The sequence below is a fragment of the Arthrobacter oryzae genome (genome assembly GCF_003634095.1).
GTDB lineage: Bacteria > Actinomycetota > Actinomycetes > Actinomycetales > Micrococcaceae > Arthrobacter > Arthrobacter oryzae.
This window is the reverse complement of sequence record NZ_RBIR01000002.1, coordinates 140,278-155,250: the sequence shown is the minus strand read 5'-3', so window position 1 is coordinate 155,250 and position 14,973 is coordinate 140,278. Positions and strand designations below refer to the sequence as shown.

Annotated in this window: 12 protein-coding genes and 2 tRNA genes; 8 read left to right on the top strand and 6 right to left on the bottom strand. The window is 67.3% G+C overall.

Annotated elements, in window-relative coordinates; genetic code table 11:
• The first annotated feature begins 154 nt into the window (after positions 1 to 154).
• Both C8D78_RS05030 and C8D78_RS05025 read left to right on the top strand, forming a co-directional pair.
• Positions 155 to 228 (top strand) — tRNA-Met (locus C8D78_RS05030).
• A gap of 377 nt (positions 229 to 605) precedes the next feature.
• Positions 606 to 682, top strand: a tRNA-Met gene (locus C8D78_RS05025).
• A gap of 134 nt (positions 683 to 816) precedes the next feature.
• Here the strand turns inward: C8D78_RS05025 and C8D78_RS05020 are convergent.
• The 3 genes from C8D78_RS05020 to C8D78_RS05010 form a co-directional block, all read right to left on the bottom strand.
• Positions 817 to 2,241, bottom strand: a complete 1,425-nt coding sequence (locus C8D78_RS05020; RefSeq protein ID WP_120950819.1) for a cryptochrome/photolyase family protein — start codon at positions 2,239 to 2,241, stop codon at positions 817 to 819.
• 117 nt (positions 2,242 to 2,358) lie between these two features.
• Positions 2,359 to 3,150, bottom strand: coding sequence for a PspA/IM30 family protein (locus tag C8D78_RS05015; RefSeq protein ID WP_120950818.1), 792 nt, complete (start codon positions 3,148 to 3,150; stop codon positions 2,359 to 2,361).
• Between the two features lie 147 nt (positions 3,151 to 3,297).
• The gene (locus tag C8D78_RS05010) at positions 3,298 to 5,355 is read right to left on the bottom strand and encodes a TPM domain-containing protein (RefSeq protein WP_120950817.1); all 2,058 of its coding nucleotides are present in this window, start codon (positions 5,353 to 5,355) and stop codon (positions 3,298 to 3,300) included.
• 296 nt (positions 5,356 to 5,651) lie between these two features.
• On the opposite strand from C8D78_RS05010, the gene C8D78_RS05005 reads away from it, so the two are divergent.
• The 6 genes from C8D78_RS05005 (at position 5,652) to C8D78_RS04980 (ending at position 12,459) form a co-directional block, all read left to right on the top strand.
• Positions 5,652 to 7,352 carry a S1C family serine protease gene (locus C8D78_RS05005; RefSeq protein WP_120950816.1) on the top strand — a complete coding sequence of 567 codons (1,701 nt, stop codon included), beginning with the start codon at positions 5,652 to 5,654 and terminating at the stop codon, positions 7,350 to 7,352.
• Between the two features lie 487 nt (positions 7,353 to 7,839).
• Positions 7,840 to 8,652 carry an electron transfer flavoprotein subunit beta/FixA family protein gene (locus C8D78_RS05000; protein ID WP_425266673.1) on the top strand — a complete coding sequence of 271 codons (813 nt, stop codon included), beginning with the start codon at positions 7,840 to 7,842 and terminating at the stop codon, positions 8,650 to 8,652.
• A 15-nt stretch (positions 8,653 to 8,667) separates the two neighbouring features.
• Positions 8,668 to 9,621: an electron transfer flavoprotein subunit alpha/FixB family protein gene (locus C8D78_RS04995; protein WP_120950815.1), complete on the top strand. Its 954-nt coding sequence runs from the start codon at positions 8,668 to 8,670 to the stop codon at positions 9,619 to 9,621.
• A 3-nt stretch (positions 9,622 to 9,624) separates the two neighbouring features.
• On the top strand, positions 9,625 to 10,404 hold the full coding sequence (locus C8D78_RS04990) for a PIG-L deacetylase family protein (RefSeq protein ID WP_120950814.1): 780 nt from the start codon (positions 9,625 to 9,627) through the stop codon (positions 10,402 to 10,404).
• Between the two features lie 75 nt (positions 10,405 to 10,479).
• Positions 10,480 to 10,998, top strand: coding sequence for a gluconokinase (locus tag C8D78_RS04985; RefSeq protein WP_120950813.1), 519 nt, complete (start codon positions 10,480 to 10,482; stop codon positions 10,996 to 10,998).
• A 66-nt stretch (positions 10,999 to 11,064) separates the two neighbouring features.
• Complete coding sequence (locus C8D78_RS04980) at positions 11,065 to 12,459, top strand: GntT/GntP/DsdX family permease (protein ID WP_120950812.1); 1,395 nt, start codon at positions 11,065 to 11,067, stop codon at positions 12,457 to 12,459.
• Between the two features lie 143 nt (positions 12,460 to 12,602).
• Here C8D78_RS04980 and C8D78_RS04975 read toward each other — a convergent pair whose 3' ends face one another.
• From C8D78_RS04975 to C8D78_RS04965, 3 genes are all read right to left on the bottom strand, one after another.
• Positions 12,603 to 13,487 carry an anti-sigma factor gene (locus C8D78_RS04975; RefSeq protein ID WP_120950811.1) on the bottom strand — a complete coding sequence of 295 codons (885 nt, stop codon included), beginning with the start codon at positions 13,485 to 13,487 and terminating at the stop codon, positions 12,603 to 12,605.
• Between the two features lie 10 nt (positions 13,488 to 13,497).
• Entirely contained in the window at positions 13,498 to 14,103 is a 606-nt protein-coding gene (sigK, locus tag C8D78_RS04970; RefSeq protein WP_120950810.1) for an ECF RNA polymerase sigma factor SigK, read from the bottom strand.
• 320 nt (positions 14,104 to 14,423) lie between these two features.
• Positions 14,424 to 14,891, bottom strand: coding sequence for a tRNA (cytidine(34)-2'-O)-methyltransferase (locus tag C8D78_RS04965; protein WP_120950809.1), 468 nt, complete (start codon positions 14,889 to 14,891; stop codon positions 14,424 to 14,426).
• Between the last annotated feature and the right edge of the window lie 82 nt (positions 14,892 to 14,973).

Here is a 14,973-nt window from a genome sequence, read left to right as displayed (position 1 = left end):
AGCAGGCGCCGCTGAACACGGGCCGGGCTTCACCCTCCGCCCAGGGTGAAGCCCGGCCCGTGGCGTATCGGAGGAGTTCCGCGGGCGGCGAGATGCACATCACGTCACCCCGATTTGGCCTCAAGTTCACCGGCAGGTAGAGTTGATCTTGCGACGCGGGGTGGAGCAGTTCGGTAGCTCGCTGGGCTCATAACCCAGAGGTCACAGGTTCAAATCCTGTCCCCGCAACTGAAGAAAAGGTCCGGAACACTGGAAACAGTGTTCCGGACCTTTTGTTTTAAGCGCCGCACGCGGGTTGTTTGGGGTTATAGGACAAAAGGGTTAGCGGGCATATGTGTGTCGGCCCGGGGTCCTTGGATAAAAAGTGTGTAAATGCCGGGCGTCTCAGGTGCGTCCTGCCGAGCCTTTGCAAGCACAGAGGCCTTCGGCGACGCTGGCCGCGGTGCCGTGGTCCTTGGGGCCCGTGGGGTTGCCCGGGTGCTGGCTGCGCCGGCCGGCGTGCGGGCGTGTGGTGCTTTGGCCGGATGAGCCGGCACGCCGCCCCCGTCCGTCTGGGGCCTGGTGGTCATGCCCGCCGGGAAACTAGGGTAGAGTTGATCAAGCGACGCGGGGTGGAGCAGTTCGGTAGCTCGCTGGGCTCATAACCCAGAGGTCACAGGTTCAAATCCTGTCCCCGCAACCAGGAAACACCAGCGGTACACAGAAAGACCCGGATCAACTGATCCGGGTCTTTCTGTTTGCCTGGGCGGAGGGTTCGGCCCTGCCCCTCCAGCCCTGCCCCTCCGGTCAGGGCCCGCGCCCGTGCCACGACGGCCGTCAGCCGTCCTTGAGCCGCTGGTAGGTGGCCAGGGCAAGGGCCCTCGACTCGGCAAGATCCACTATGGGCGCCGGGTAGCCGGGGGCGGCGCCGCCGGACTTCCAGGGCTCGTGGACGGCTTTGTCGTCCAGATCGGCGAGTTCGGGAATGTACCCGCGCAGGTAGCGGCCGGCGGTGTCGAACTTCTTGCTTTGGGTGACCGGGTTGAAGATCCGGAAATACGGCGAGGCGTCGGCACCCGATCCGGCGACCCACTGCCAGTTGGCCGGGTTGCTCGCGGCATCGGCATCAACCAGCGTGTCCCAGAACCACGCCTCGCCCAGCCGCCAGTCGGCCAGCAGGTTCTTCACCAGGAAGGAAGCGGCCGCCATCCGCACGCGGTTGTGCATCCAGCCGGTCTGCCAGAGCTGACGCATCCCCGCATCCACCAGCGGGTAGCCGGTACGGCCCTGTTGCCATGCCGACAGCTCGGCCTTCGACGGCGACTGCCACTCGAAGCGGTCGAATTCGGGCCGATAGTTCTGCGTCGCCAGGTCCGGGTTCTCGTAGAGCAGCTGCCAGCAGAATTCCCGCCAACCGAGTTCGGAACGGAAGATCCCGACGTCGGCCGGTGCCCCGGCTGGGAAGTGTTCCCGCAGCGTGTGCCAGATGCGGAAGGGGCTTATTTCGCCAAAGCGCAGGTGAGGGGACAGCCGGCTGGTCCCTTCGACGCCGGGGAGGTCGCGGCCCGTGCCGTATTCGGCTGCCGGCCCGTCCACAAAGTCGGCCAGGCGGTGATGGGCTCCTGTTTCGCCCGGCGTCCAGGTCCCGGCCAGCCCGGCGCTCCAGTCGGGAGTTCGGGGGAGCAGGGCCCAGCTTTCGAGGGGTTCGCTCGCCGGCAGGTCCCCGCCGCGGGTGCGTGCCGGGGCAGGCAGCCGGTCGGGGGCCGCCAGCGGCAGCCGGGGCTCGGTGCCGGCCGTGCAGGCCTTCCAGAACGGCGTGAAGACCTTATAGGGCCCCCCGCTGCCGGTCCGCACGGTCCACGGCTCGAACATGAGGTTCGCCTGGAAGCTCGTGGCGCTGAGACCCTCTTCGGAGGCCCAGTTCTTCAGCCCGGCATCGATAGTGCGTTCCGGCTCGCCGTAGCGGCGGTTCCACAACAGGGTGTCGGCAGAGGTTTCCGCCGCGAGGTCCTGGATGATCCGGGCGGCAGGACCGCGCCGGAGCAGCAGCCGCGAGCCCGTGGCCTCCAGCCCGGCGGCGAGCCCGGCCAGGGAGTGGTGGAGCCACCACTTCACGGCGCCACCTAGGGGACGGATGCCGGGCGATTCTTCGTCGAGCACATAGACAACGGTCAGGGGCGTGCCCAACGCGGCGGCTTCCGTGAGTGCAGGATTGTCATCCAGCCGGAGGTCGTCACGGAGCCAGACAAGGGTCGCAGACATGGATCCACGGTACACGCGCTGGCGGCAGCCCAGAGCACAACGCGCAGCACGGCGCCGGTTCGGGGGCCGGTCCCAGCTTCCGGCGGAAGCGCCGGAAACAGGGACCGGACGCGCCCGCTAGAGCTTGTCGAAGTCAGCTTCCTCCACCGTGGACCCGGTCGCGGCAGTCCGTTCGCCGGTGCCGATGGCCGCGGGGGAGCCGCCGGACTTCATCGCGGCCAGCCGGGCCTCGATCTCGGTCTGTTCGCCCAGGTCTTCCAGCGAATTGAACTGGGCGTCCAGGCTTGAGGCGGCGAGCTCCTGCTGGCCGCGGACCTTGGCTTCCTCGCGGCGGATCTTCTCTTCGAAGCGGCCCACCTCGGACGTGGGGTCCATGATGTTGATGCTCTTGAGGGCGTCGTGGACCTGGCTCTGGGCCTGCACCGTCTTGGACCGGGCCACCAGCTCATTGCGCTTGCTGGTCAGTTCGTTGAGCTTGCCCTTCATCTGGTCAAGGCCGTGCTTGAGCTTGTCAACCACCTCGGTCTGGGACGCGATGCTCGGTTCGGCGGCCTTTGCCTCGTTCTCCGAGGCGATCTGGCGCTGCAACGCAACCTTGGCCAGGTTGTCGAACTTCTCCGCGTCGCCGACGTCGCCGCGGGCACGGTACTCGTCGGCCTTGCGGGAGGCAGCGAGGGCCTTGTTGCCCCAGTCCTGGGCGTTGCGGATGTCCTCGTTGTAGTCGTCCTGGAGCATGCGCAGGTTGCCGATGGTCTGGGCCACAGCGGACTCGGCCTCCGCGATGTTGTTCGTGTAGTCGCGGACCATCTGGTCCAGCATCTTCTGCGGATCCTCGGCCTGATCCAACAAAGAGTTGATGTTGGCCTTCGCCAGCTGCGCCATGCGGCCGAAAATGGACTGCTTAACCATGGTGTAACCTTTCGTCCTGCTCAGTTGTCTCACTGAAATCCAGTGAACAGATGATGTGTCGCTTCTATCCGCTGTCCCGTCCGTTCCGGCCGGCGCGTAGTCTGTAGTTTTTCCCTGCGAATTGCCGCGCAGCGCGTGCGCAACGGGCTAAAAGCTGCCGGAGTCTCCGCCGCCGAAGTCGCCCCCGCCGCCGAAGTCGCCGCCGCCCCAGCCGCCACCGGAATCGCCGCCGCCGCCGAAGTCGCCGCCGCCTCCACCGCCGCCCCAGCCGCCGCCGCCTCCACCGTGGAGGATGGAGTTGATGAGGATTCCGCCGAGGATCGCGCCGCCGAGGCCGCCTCCGCCGCTGCCGCCGAACATCCCCCCACGGCCGTAGCCCTGGTTGGCATAGCCGCCGAAGTGATCCACATCGGACTGGGCCAACTGCGCGGCCTGGGCAGCCAGGGCGTGGGCCTGCTGCGCGTACTGCAACGCAGTGACGGGGTCGCTGCTGGAGATGGACAGCGCATAGTCCAGGTTCCGCTGGGCTTCAGCCAGTCGCGTGCGCGCGTCGGTGCCCACACCTCCGCGGCGGGCGGTGATGTAGTCCGACGTCGCGCTGATCTGGGCCTGGGCCGCCATGATGCTCTGCTGCAGCGATGCCTGGGCGCGGCGTGCCTGTTCCTGCTGGTCGCGGATGCCGCTGAGCGCCGCATCGAGCGTCTGGTGCGCCGTCGCAACGCGCCCCAGAGTGGCGATGGGATCGAACTTGCCGCCCTGGATTTCCGTCTTGACCTGCGCCAACGCGGCTTCCACCGCGGCCACGGGCCCGGAGAGTTCCGGATGAGCCCCCGACTGGAGCATCGCCTTCGCCTGGGCCAGGTCCTGGGCCGTGTCGACGACGGCGGACTCGAGTCCGCTGCGCGCCTCAGCGAGGCTGCCGGCCACCTTGGTGATGGCGCCGATCAGCACGTTGGTCTGGTGCAGGCTTTCCTCGGCGGCGCGTACAGCGACGGCGGCGAGACCGTTCTCGCCCGCGGCAAGTTTTTCCTTCGCCGCGGCGGAGGCGTTCTGCACAAAGTCGAGACGATCCTTGGCCTGCTTGATGTTGTCCGCAACCTGGACCAGGGCGCTCTCGGCGTACTTGGCGCGCAGCTCCGTCAGCGATTGTTCGGCGGTGGCAATCTTTGCCTCTGCCTCCGCGGCCCCGGCGCCGACGGCGGCAAGGGCCTGCGGGGCGTTCTTCTCCAGTTCTCGGAGGGAGTCGAAGTCCGCTTTCTGCTCCTGCAGGGATGCCAGGGCCGCTTCGGAGCGGCGGATGATTTCGCCAAGCCAGCTGCGCTGCTGCTCCTCGGTATCGGGAATGTGGTCGTCAAGCTGCTGCTGCAGCTTGAACGATTCCGTCATGTGAGCCTTGGCCTCCTGCAGCGCTTTGGTGAAATTACCCACCGCGGCGTCACCGTACTGGGCCTGGGCGAAGCCCAGCTCCTGCTCACTGGACTTGATGGCGTCGTCCGCCTCGATCAGCAGTGAATCGCTCTTGCGGCGCAGTTCCGCCACCGTCAGGCCCGCCAGCGGGTCCCGTTCGGCGCCCTGTTGCCCGGTGGAGGCATCCGCGCCCTGGGCTGCCTTCCTTCGCCGGCTGCGGAAGTAAAGGTACGCGCCGGCCCCGCCCACGGCGACGACGCCGACTCCCACCAGCACGGCGTTGCCCGCACCGGCGTCGGACGGCACCGTGCCGCTGCCGCCGGCAGCCGCATCACCCACGGCGGCGGCGGTATCAATAGCCGCCTGCGCGAAGTCGCGCTTCCCGCCGCCAAGGTTCGGCGCTATCGCGTTCTGCGTGATGGTGTCCGTCTTGGAATAGATCGCACTGGCCGAGTTGGGGGAGAAGTAGTAGTGCCCGTCGTCGGACATGGTGAGGATGACGTCGGTTTTGCCCATGCCCTTGTTCGTAGCCACGGCCACAGCCCAGGCTTTGGGGTCCGTGGGGTTCTCGAACGTCTTGGCCGTAATGACGTACAGATTGTACTTGTGGTCCTTCAGGAGCTTCTGGATGGCGTCCTGAACCTCGGCTTTGCGGCTGCCGAGCACGTTCGCGCTGTCCACGATGTTCTGCCCGGTAGGGATGGTCACCGGGTCCTCGGCCAGGGCCGGAGCGGCGGGAAGCGCCAGCAATCCGGCCACGCCGAGAACGGCGAGGAATCGATTCAACTTAGACCGCATGTGCAACCCTTCAGCACTTCTGGGACCGGTTCGGTCGAACCAGCCGTCACAGAATGCAGCAGCGCCCCCACGCAGATGTAAAGCCGCAGGTCGCTGTGGCAATTCCATTTGATTCTATGGTGCACCCAAATGGCAGTCCACCAATGGGAATATGCCACCAGCGAAAAGCGCTTAAGCCTGCAAACATGGGTCTACGGACCGCTGTCCATCCGTTCAGGAACCTCCCAGCATACGTTCGCTCTAGTATCAGTCTGAGCGTCCATAGTTATAGGCAGACGAGGATGAAAGGAAGTCTCATGACTGAGAACCCAGTGCCGGGTGCGTCACCGGAGCCGACACCACCGAACCGGGAACCCGAGGGACCGCAGGAGGGCGCCCCGGCGCAGCCTGCTGCTTCAGCGCAGACGCATGCGGACCGGGCCTCGGAGGCGGCACCCGCAAACCCCGCAGCCGAAAACCCGACCCTCCGTCTGGACCGCGCCGAGGACGGAGCGCCGCGGCCGGTGTACCCGCAGCACCAGCCTGCACCTGCCCCGACTTCCGCCGCGGACACCCAGCAGTTTGGCACCCCGGATCAGGCCGCCGGCCCCTACGTCCAGTCGGCCCAGCCCCAATCAGCCCAGCACCAATCAGGCCAGTCCGGCCAGTCGCCCTACGGGCAGCCCCAGTCCGGCCAGTCACCGTACGGCCAGGGCAGCTACCCTGCATACTCCGGCGGCCAGCCGCCGGCGGGGCCGTCCTATGCTTCCGCGCCGGGTTATGCGAACGACCCGGCCCACGCTCCGAAGCGCAAGGCGGCCTTCGGGGTCCCCACCCTCATCGCGAGCATCGTGGCCGCCGGCCTGATCGGCGGCGGCGTGGTCGCCGGCAGCAACGCGTTGCTGGCGGACCGCGCCTCCACCGCCACGAGCAGCACCACCCAGGCGGGCCCGGTGATCGTCAACAACCGAGAAGACGTCAACGCCATCTCCGCCGCCGCGCTCAAGGCTTCCCCGAGCGTGGTGACCATCAAGGCCACCAGCGGCAGCGACGGCGGCACCGGCAGCGGGATCATTCTGGACACCGAGGGCCATGTACTCACCAACACCCACGTGGTCACCCTCGACGGCAAGGCCGCGAACGCCACCATGGAAGTCCGGACCAGCGACGGCAAAGTCTATTCCGCGAAGATCGTCGGTACCGATCCCCTCTCCGACCTCGCCGTGATCAAGATCGAGAACGCCTCGGGACTTGTCCCGGCAACACTCGGTGATTCAGGCAAGCTGAACGTCGGTGACACCGCCGTCGCCATCGGCTCGCCGCTCGGACTCACCGGCACGGTCACGGACGGCATCGTCTCGACCCTGAACCGGACCATCAGCGTGGCGTCCTCTGCCGCTCCCAAGAACGGTGCGGACAACTCCCAGGGTGGCGACCAGGGCTTCCAGTTCGCGCCTCCGGGCGGCGGCCAGGCCCAGAACACCGCGGACCAGGGATCCATTTCGATCAATGTCATCCAGACTGACGCAGCCATCAACCCGGGCAACTCCGGCGGCGCGCTGGTGAACACCAAGGGCGAAATCATCGGCGTCAACGTCGCGATCGCCTCCGCCGGCGGGGATTCATCCGGCACCAGCAGCAGCGGCAACATCGGCGTCGGCTTTAGCATCCCGATCAACAACGCCAAACGTGTGGCCCAGGAGATCATCAGCAGCGGCAAGGCCACTCACGGGCAGTTCGGTGTCAGCGTGAAGGCGAAGGCCGCGGGTTCGTCATCCTCCGGTTTCTCGGTGGGCGCTGAGGTCGCGACGGTCGAGCCCGGCTCGGCCGCTGACAAGGCCGGCATCAAGGTAGGCGACGTCGTTACCAAGTTCCAGGACCTGACCATCAGCGATCCCAACCAGTTGACCGCCGCGGTGCGCGAACAGCCCGCCAGTGCCACGGTCAAGGTCACGGTCCTGCGCGGCGGCCAGCAGAAGGACCTCGACGTGACCCTCGGTGCAGCCGCCGAACAGTAGACGCCGAACAGTAGACGCAGACCAGTAGACGCAGTCCAGCAGCCGCCGGGAGTAACCCCCGGCGGCTGCCCTGCGGAAGCGACAGCGGGGCAACCCGAGAAAGCCGGGCAGCACCTCACGGTGCGGCCCGGCTTTTCAGCGTCCCGGCGCCGGGCTGAAACCGCGCCGGAGGCAGCCGAACAGGGCAGCCGGGCAGATCAGCCCGACAGTTCAGCACGCCAGGCCAGCGGAACAGGGCAGCGGGACAGGTCAGCAGGCCACGGCAGCAGGGCAGGTCAGCGGGCCAGGGCAGCCGGACAGTTCAGCGTGCCGGATCAGTTGGGCAGCGGAGGCGGTGCCGAGGCCGGCGCTGACACAAGCGTTAACCCTGGCCGCTGCCGCCGGCGGCTATATGGTTAGCTAGGAACAGCCCGGCTGCCGGGCGTTCCGTCGCCATGACCCCGCGAGGGGCGGCTATCCACCCGCATGGAAGGCTGCTGTAGACACAGTGGAAGAAACTCTGAAAATCATTGTGCTGGTCAAGCACGTCCCGGATGCGCAGTTCGACCGCCACCTCACGGGCGAGGCCAACGCCGTTGACCGCTCCGAAAGCATCTTGTCGGAACTGGATGAATATGCCCTGGAAGCGGCCCTTCAGCTCATCGAGGCCCGCGGCGGCGAAGCGGCAGGCAACAAGGTCATCGCCCTGAGCATGGGTCCGGCCGGGGCAGTCAATGCGGTGAAGAAGTCGCTCCAGATCGGCGCCACGGAAGGCGTGCACCTCAGCGACGAGGCCCTGGCCGGTTCCGATGCCGCTGCCACATCGCTGGCGCTGGCTGCGGCCATCCGGCACCTCGGCGCGGACGTCCCCGCCGACCTCATCCTGACCGGCATGGCCTCCACCGACGGCGAGACCTCACTGGTCCCTGCGCAGCTCGCTGAGCGGCTGGGGCTTCCACAGGTAACCTTCGCCGCGTCGCTGGAGATCGACGCCGGCAAGCTCACCGCCCGCCGCGACGGCGACACGCATGCGGACACCATTGAGGCCGACCTGCCGGCCGTCGTCTCCGTCACCGACCAGATCAATGACCCCCGGTATCCGAACTTCAAGGGCATCATGGCGGCGAAAAAGAAGACAATCACCACCTTGAACCTTGCCGACATCGGCGTCGACGCGGCCCACGTCGGCAGGTCCGGTTCCTGGACCGACGTCCAGACGGCCGAGGCCCGCCCGCCGCGCACGGCCGGCACCATCATCACCGACGAAGGCGACGCCGGCATTCAGCTGGTCGAGTTCCTGGCCGCCCAGAAGCTGCTCTAAAGGGGATATCCGAACATGGCAAAAGTACTCGTTTTCATCGACAACCCCGGCCAGGCCCTGACGAAGACCAGCCTGGAACTGCTCACGATCGCCCGCTCCCTCGGCGAAACCGCTGCCGCCGTCAACGGCGAACTGCAGGACGAGGCCGCCGCGACCCTGGCGGCCTACGGCGCCGTAACGCTGTACCGCCCGTCCGCCGCGGACCTCGACGACTACCTCGTGGGACCCAAGGCGGCGTTCCTGGCCGCGGCCGCCGGCGCGGCCGGCGCGAATGTGATCCTCACCGAGAATTCGGCGGAGGGCAAGGAAATCGCCGCACGGCTCGGCATCAGGCTGGGCGCCGGCGTCATCACCGATGTCGTGGCCGTGGACCCTGGCGGAACGGCCCACAAGTCGGTGCTGGCCGGGTCCTACACCACCACAGCGAAGGCCACCACGCCTGTTTCCGTGCTGACGGTGAAGTCCAACAGTGTCACGCCCGCGCCCGCCGTGTCCGCCACGGCGCCTGACAGCGTTACGGTCCAGCTCCCCGCCGACGCCACCGCGGCCGCCGCCCGGATCACCGCCCGTGTGGACAAGCCCGCCAGCGAACGCCCGGATCTGGCCGAGGCCCGGATCGTCGTGGCCGGCGGCCGCGGCGTCGACGGCGACTTCGGCCCGCTGGAGGACCTGGCCGACGCCCTGGGCGCTGCCATCGGGGCTTCAAGGGCCGCCACGGACGCCGGCTGGATCGGCCATGATGCGCAGGTGGGCCAGACCGGCAAGACCGTCTCTCCCCAGCTGTACATCTCTGCCGGCATCTCCGGTGCCATCCAGCAGAAGTCCGGCATGCAGACCGCCAAGGTGATTGTGGCCGTTAACAAGGACGCCGAATCTCCGATTTTCGAGATCGCTGACTTCGGCGTGGTGGGGGACCTCTTCCACGTGCTGCCGCAGGCGACCGCAGAAATCAAGAAGCGCAGAGGCTGACCCGTGGACACCTCCGGCGCTCCGGCGCGCAGCCCGTTCGATCCGGCGGCCCCCGGAATCGAACGGGTGCTTTGTTTCGCGGCCCATCCTGACGACATCGATTTCGGCGCCGCCGGCACAGTCGCGGCCTGGACCGCCGCAGGGGTCCAGGTCAGCTACTGCATCATGACCGACGGCGATGCCGGCGGCTTTGATCCCGCGCAGCGCGAGGAAATCGTGCGGCTGCGCGTCGCGGAGCAGGAGCGCGCCGCGGCCCTGGTGGGAGTCACCGACATCCACTACCTGCACCAGCTCGACGGCTACCTTGAACCCTCGCACGAGGTGATGCGCGAGGTGGTCCGCCTGATCCGGCAGCTCCGTCCCGACGTCGTGGTGTCCATGCATCCGGAACGCAACTGGAACCGAATCCAGAAGAGCCACCCGGACCACCTGGCCGTAGGGGAAGCGGTGACCCGTGCCGTGTACCCGGCCCTGGAAAACCCCTTCGCGTATCCGGAGCTGGCCGAGGCCGGGCTGGACGCATACAAGCTGCCCTGGCTGTGGCTCTTCGCCGGGCCGGAAGAGCGTGAAAACCACTTCGTGGACGTCACCGACCACGTCGAAAGCAAGCTTGCCGCCGTCCACGTCCACGTCAGCCAGCACCCCGACGCCGACGCCATGGAACGCACGGTCCGCGGCCTCATGCTGAGCACCGGGACGCGCGCCGGGCTTCCCGCCGGCCGGAGCGCCGAGGCCTTCCACGTCGTCACAGTCAACGGCCCGGGGACCATCGCCGGATTCTAGTGTTGCCGGAGCACCACCTCTGCCATAAGCTGGCCTCTGTTTAAATCATATTTATTTGATGGAAGGCAGACTTTGATGGCGAAGACTGCGCAACACCCCGTGCTTGTGATCATGGGCGTCTCCGGATCCGGGAAATCAACCGTCGCGGGACTGCTGGCCGGCCGGCTGGGCTGGGACCTTGCCGAGGGCGACGACCTGCACCCCGAATCCAATGTGGCCAAGATGCATGCCGGCCAGCCGCTGACCGACGAGGACCGGTGGCCCTGGCTCGAAAGCATCGCCGGCTGGATCCGGGCCCACACGGAAGCCGGCACTCCCGGCGTCGTGACCTGCTCGGCGCTGAAGAAGCGCTACCGGGACATCCTGCGGGGCGAAGGAGTGGTCTTCGTGTTCCTCGAAGGGACACAGGAGAAGATCTCCGACAGGCTGGCCTCCCGCCACGGGCATTTCATGCCCCCGGCGCTGCTGGAGTCCCAGTTTGAGGCGCTCGAAGCGCCCACGGCGGACGAAGACTTCATCGCCCTGTCCGTTTCCGCATCGCCGGCGGAAGAAGCACAGGAAATCATCACCCGACTTAATCTCGCCGCTGCCTGACGCAGGCCCTAAGCCTGCCCGCGTTCCGCAGCCGACCAAGGACTTTTTGTGAAATCTCTGATACCAATGCAGCTTCCGGCTGCCGTCGATGCCGGGTCCGGCGTCAACACACAACTACTGATCGTCGCGGGCCTTGGCATCGCACTGATTGTGGTTCTGATCGCCAAGTTCAAGTTCCACCCGTTCATAGCCCTGGTGCTGGGCTCCGGCTTCGTCGGCCTCGCCGCAGGCGTGGAGCCGGCCAAGGTGATTGCCAACTTCGAGGACGGCGTGGGCGGCGTCCTGAAGGAAGTCGGCCTGCTGATCGCCCTCGGCGCGATGCTTGGCAAACTGCTCGCCGACTCCGGCGGCGCCAACCGGGTGGTGGACACCCTGCTGTCCAAGGCCACCGGAAACAAGCTGGTCTGGGCCATCACGCTCGTCGCGGTGATCATCGGCCTGCCGATGTTCTTCGAGATCGGTCTCGTGCTCCTGCTGCCGGTGATCGTCCTGGTCACCCAGCGCTCCAAGATGCCGCTCATGCGCATCGCCATCCCCGCGCTGGCCGGCCTGTCAGTGCTGCACGGGCTTGTGCCGCCGCACCCGGGACCCCTGATCGCGATCAGCGCCATCAAGGCTGAACTGGGCACCACCCTTGCCCTCGGCATCCTCGTCGCCATCCCCACCGTTATCATCTGCGGCCCGCTCTTCTCGCGCCTGGCCGCGCGGTGGGTGCCGGTGGGTGCGCCCGCCGTTGCCGGCGGTGTTGACACCGTGCACGGTGCGGACACGGAGGGCGTCAAGCGTCCGCCGAGCTTCCTTGTCACGCTGCTGACCATCCTCTTCCCGGTGATGCTCATGCTGCTCAAGGCTGTCATGGACATCATCTGGCCCGACCCCGCGACGGCGCCGGCCATCCGGATGTTCTTCGACTTTGTGGGGCAGCCGCTGGTTGCCATGACCCTCGCCGTCCTGCTGGCCATGGTGACCTTTGGCTACGCCGTGGGGCTCAGCGGCGCCAAGATTACCTCCAGGATCAGCGCGAGCCTCGGCCCCATCGCCGGGATCCTCCTGATTGTTGGCGCAGGCGGCGGCTTCAAGCAGACACTGATTGGGGCCGGTGTGGGGGACTCCGTGAAGTCCTGGGCCGAGGGGACCAACATGTCCGTCCTGCTGCTTGGCTTCATCGTGGCGGTCGCCTTGCGCTTGGCGACGGGCTCGGCCACGGTCGCAACCGTGACGGCCGCCGGAATCGTGGCACCGCTCGCCAGTTCGCTGTCGCCGACGCACGCCGCGCTGCTCGCCCTCGCCATCGGCGCCGGCTCGCTGTTCTTCTCGCACGTGAACGACGCCGGATTCTGGCTGGTCAAGGAGCTGTTCGGACTCACGGTCGGCCAGACGTTCAAGACCTGGTCCGTCATGGAGACGCTGATCTCCGTGGTGAGCTTCGGCTTGATCATGCTTCTCTCGCTGGTCATTTAGGCCCGCCCAGCAATTAGGTAACAGCACAGAAAGCCGCCCCGGCCTTGACTCCTCCATTAGGAAGACTCAAGGCCGGGGCGGCTTCTCTATGTGCTGCGGCCTCAGGGCCGCTCCTTCAGCGCCGGTGCTGCCGGCAGGCTAGGCTATGCGCCCAGCGGTGCGGCGGCCACCGCAGGCAGGGTCGGCGACGCGGACCCACCCGCGGGTTCCACGGTGATGCCGAGGGCGGCGGCGGAGCCGATGCCCTTGACGATCGCCGGCTTGGACAGGGCTTGGGCGTCCATGAGGCCCTGCGACACCGGAGCCGAACCGTTCTTGGGGATCAGCCACATCTGGTAGACCTTGCCGGCCGGCGGAGCCGGCACACCGTTCATCTTGATGACGGCAGCGTCCTTGGACGGGGAAATCGACAGCGTGGCGGTACCGCCTCCGTTGACATCGACAGTGGCCTGCCGGACGTCGCTGGCCTGCATGACCTGGTTCAGCGGGTCGTTCTGGTTGGCCACATAGGCGCTCACGCCGACGCCGCCCAGGGCGATCACGGCCGCAGCGGCGACGCCGACAAGCCAGTTCCGCATGCCCTGCGGGCGGCGGCGTTCATCCCTGCGCTTGCGGGCTGCCCCGAGCTCGTCCGCAACGGGCAGTTCGGTGGTGTCGCGTAACGGATGCGGCGCACCGGGCGTCATGTGCGGCGCCGTGCCGGGGAGTTGAACGACGGCGGGCGGCTGCCCTGCCGTCTGCGCCGGCAACGAGGACATGATGCGGTCCAACAGCCCCGGCGGCGGCTCCTCCTCGGCGGTGAAACTGGTGGCCAGGGCCTCCCGGGCCTGCCGGACGCGCTCATTGAAGGCGTCCCGGTCCGCGGCCGCCGCTGAGGCGAGGAAGTGCTCGATCGCGGCCCGCTCGGCGTCGTCGACGGCGTTGAGGGCGTAGATTTCTGCGAGGTCCACGGCGCGGCCGGCCGTCAGGTCTGTGGCGATGTCTGCGGTGAAGCCGCCGGGGAGGCGGTTGTCTTCGTGTGCGTTCATGTCACTCAATTCAGCTCACCCCCAAGCAGGTCTTCAGTCTGATGAGTCCATCGCGGATGCGGGACTTGATGGTGGGAACGGCTGCGTTCAGCCGCTCGGCCACTTCGCGGTACGTGAGGCCGCCGTAGTAGGCCAGCCGCACCGATTCCTGTTGCGTATCGGTCAGCGTCTCCAGGCACCGGACCACGGCCTCCGCCTCAAGCCGGCTGCCCACCTCGTCCGAAACGGAATCGTGGTCGATCTCCTGGCTGTTGGCGCCGTACTTGGCCTCGCGGTCAGTGGCGGACTGGGAGGACCGGACCTTGTCTACTGCGCGGCGGTGCGAGATGGTCATGAGCCACGCGAGCGGACTGCCGGCAGCGGCGTTGAATTTCGCCGCGTTCTGCCACACCTGCAGGAAGACTTCCTGGGTGGTGTCCTCACTGAGTTCTGCGTCGATCAGGACGCGTCGGGCCATACCGAATACGCGCCTGGAGGTGAGGCCGTAAAATTCCGCGAACGCCTCCTGGTCACCCTGTGCAATCAGTCCGAGCAGACTGCCGAGCCGGCCGTTGATGTCGGCTGAGGTGGCCGCCGGTGCGGCAGGCCCGGGGTTCGGGGCGTTCGGAGTTTCCATCACTCCCAAGCATAAGGCGCCCGCCGTCGAACGCGGGCCAGGAACTGCGGCATGCGACGCGTGGTTGGCCGCTGCCTCATAGGCAGGGCGTGTCTGAAGGTGCGCTGTCCTCACCCGTCGCTCCTCGCTCCCTTCCGGTTTCTCCCCGTATCGTGCTGAGGCGACGGCTCGTGTGGCCGCCTTCAGAAGTGATTCGGTGCGGCCCGCAGCCTGGATGGGCGGGCCTGCGGGATATTTCCGGAGGCATCCGCCAGAATGCCGGGACCCCGCTAGGACACAAAGCCGCCGCTGGAGGAGCCGCCGGCGCCGGAACGGACGTGCTACAGCTTGGCCCCGGCGAACCCGTTCTGGCGCCAGGCCTCGTAGACGGCGATGGACGCCGCATTGGCCAGGTTCAGCGACCGGAGGGCCGGCATCATCGGCAGTCGGACCCGGGACGTCACCTGCGGACTATTCTTCAGTTCCTCCGGCAATCCCACGGATTCGGGGCCAAACAGCAGGATGTCGCCCGCGCGGTAGCGGATATCCGTGTAGGTGGTCTCGCCGTCGGCAGTGAAAGCGAAGACCCGCTCCGGCTTCAGCGCCGCCCAGGCCGCGTCGATGTCCTTGTGGACCGTTACGACGGCGAGGTCGTGGTAGTCCAGGCCGGCGCGGCGGAGCTTGGCATCGGAAAAGTCAAAGCCCAGGGGCTCCACCAGATGTAGTTCGGCGCCCGTAATGGCGGCCAGCCGGATGGCGTTTCCCGTGTTGCCGGGGATTTCAGGGGTGTGGAAGAGGATGCGGAACACGTTCCCATCCTAGCGAGCCGCCGGTGTGGGTCGCGTCGCCGGGCCGCCGGACGGGCTCCCGTGCCCGCAGGACGGGCCGGGG

Coding starts and splice junctions, on each gene's coding strand:
- C8D78_RS05020 (WP_120950819.1), bottom strand. CDS start 2,241: ATGTCTGCGACCCTTGTCTGGCTCCGTGACGACCTCCGGCTGGATGAC.
- C8D78_RS05015 (WP_120950818.1), bottom strand. CDS start 3,150: ATGGTTAAGCAGTCCATTTTCGGCCGCATGGCGCAGCTGGCGAAGGCC.
- C8D78_RS05010 (WP_120950817.1), bottom strand. CDS start 5,355: ATGCGGTCTAAGTTGAATCGATTCCTCGCCGTTCTCGGCGTGGCCGGA.
- C8D78_RS05005 (WP_120950816.1), top strand. CDS start 5,652: ATGACTGAGAACCCAGTGCCGGGTGCGTCACCGGAGCCGACACCACCG.
- C8D78_RS04995 (WP_120950815.1), top strand. CDS start 8,668: ATGGCAAAAGTACTCGTTTTCATCGACAACCCCGGCCAGGCCCTGACG.
- C8D78_RS04985 (WP_120950813.1), top strand. CDS start 10,480: ATGGCGAAGACTGCGCAACACCCCGTGCTTGTGATCATGGGCGTCTCC.
- C8D78_RS04980 (WP_120950812.1), top strand. CDS start 11,065: ATGCAGCTTCCGGCTGCCGTCGATGCCGGGTCCGGCGTCAACACACAA.
- C8D78_RS04975 (WP_120950811.1), bottom strand. CDS start 13,487: ATGAACGCACACGAAGACAACCGCCTCCCCGGCGGCTTCACCGCAGAC.
- sigK (WP_120950810.1), bottom strand. CDS start 14,103: ATGGAAACTCCGAACGCCCCGAACCCCGGGCCTGCCGCACCGGCGGCC.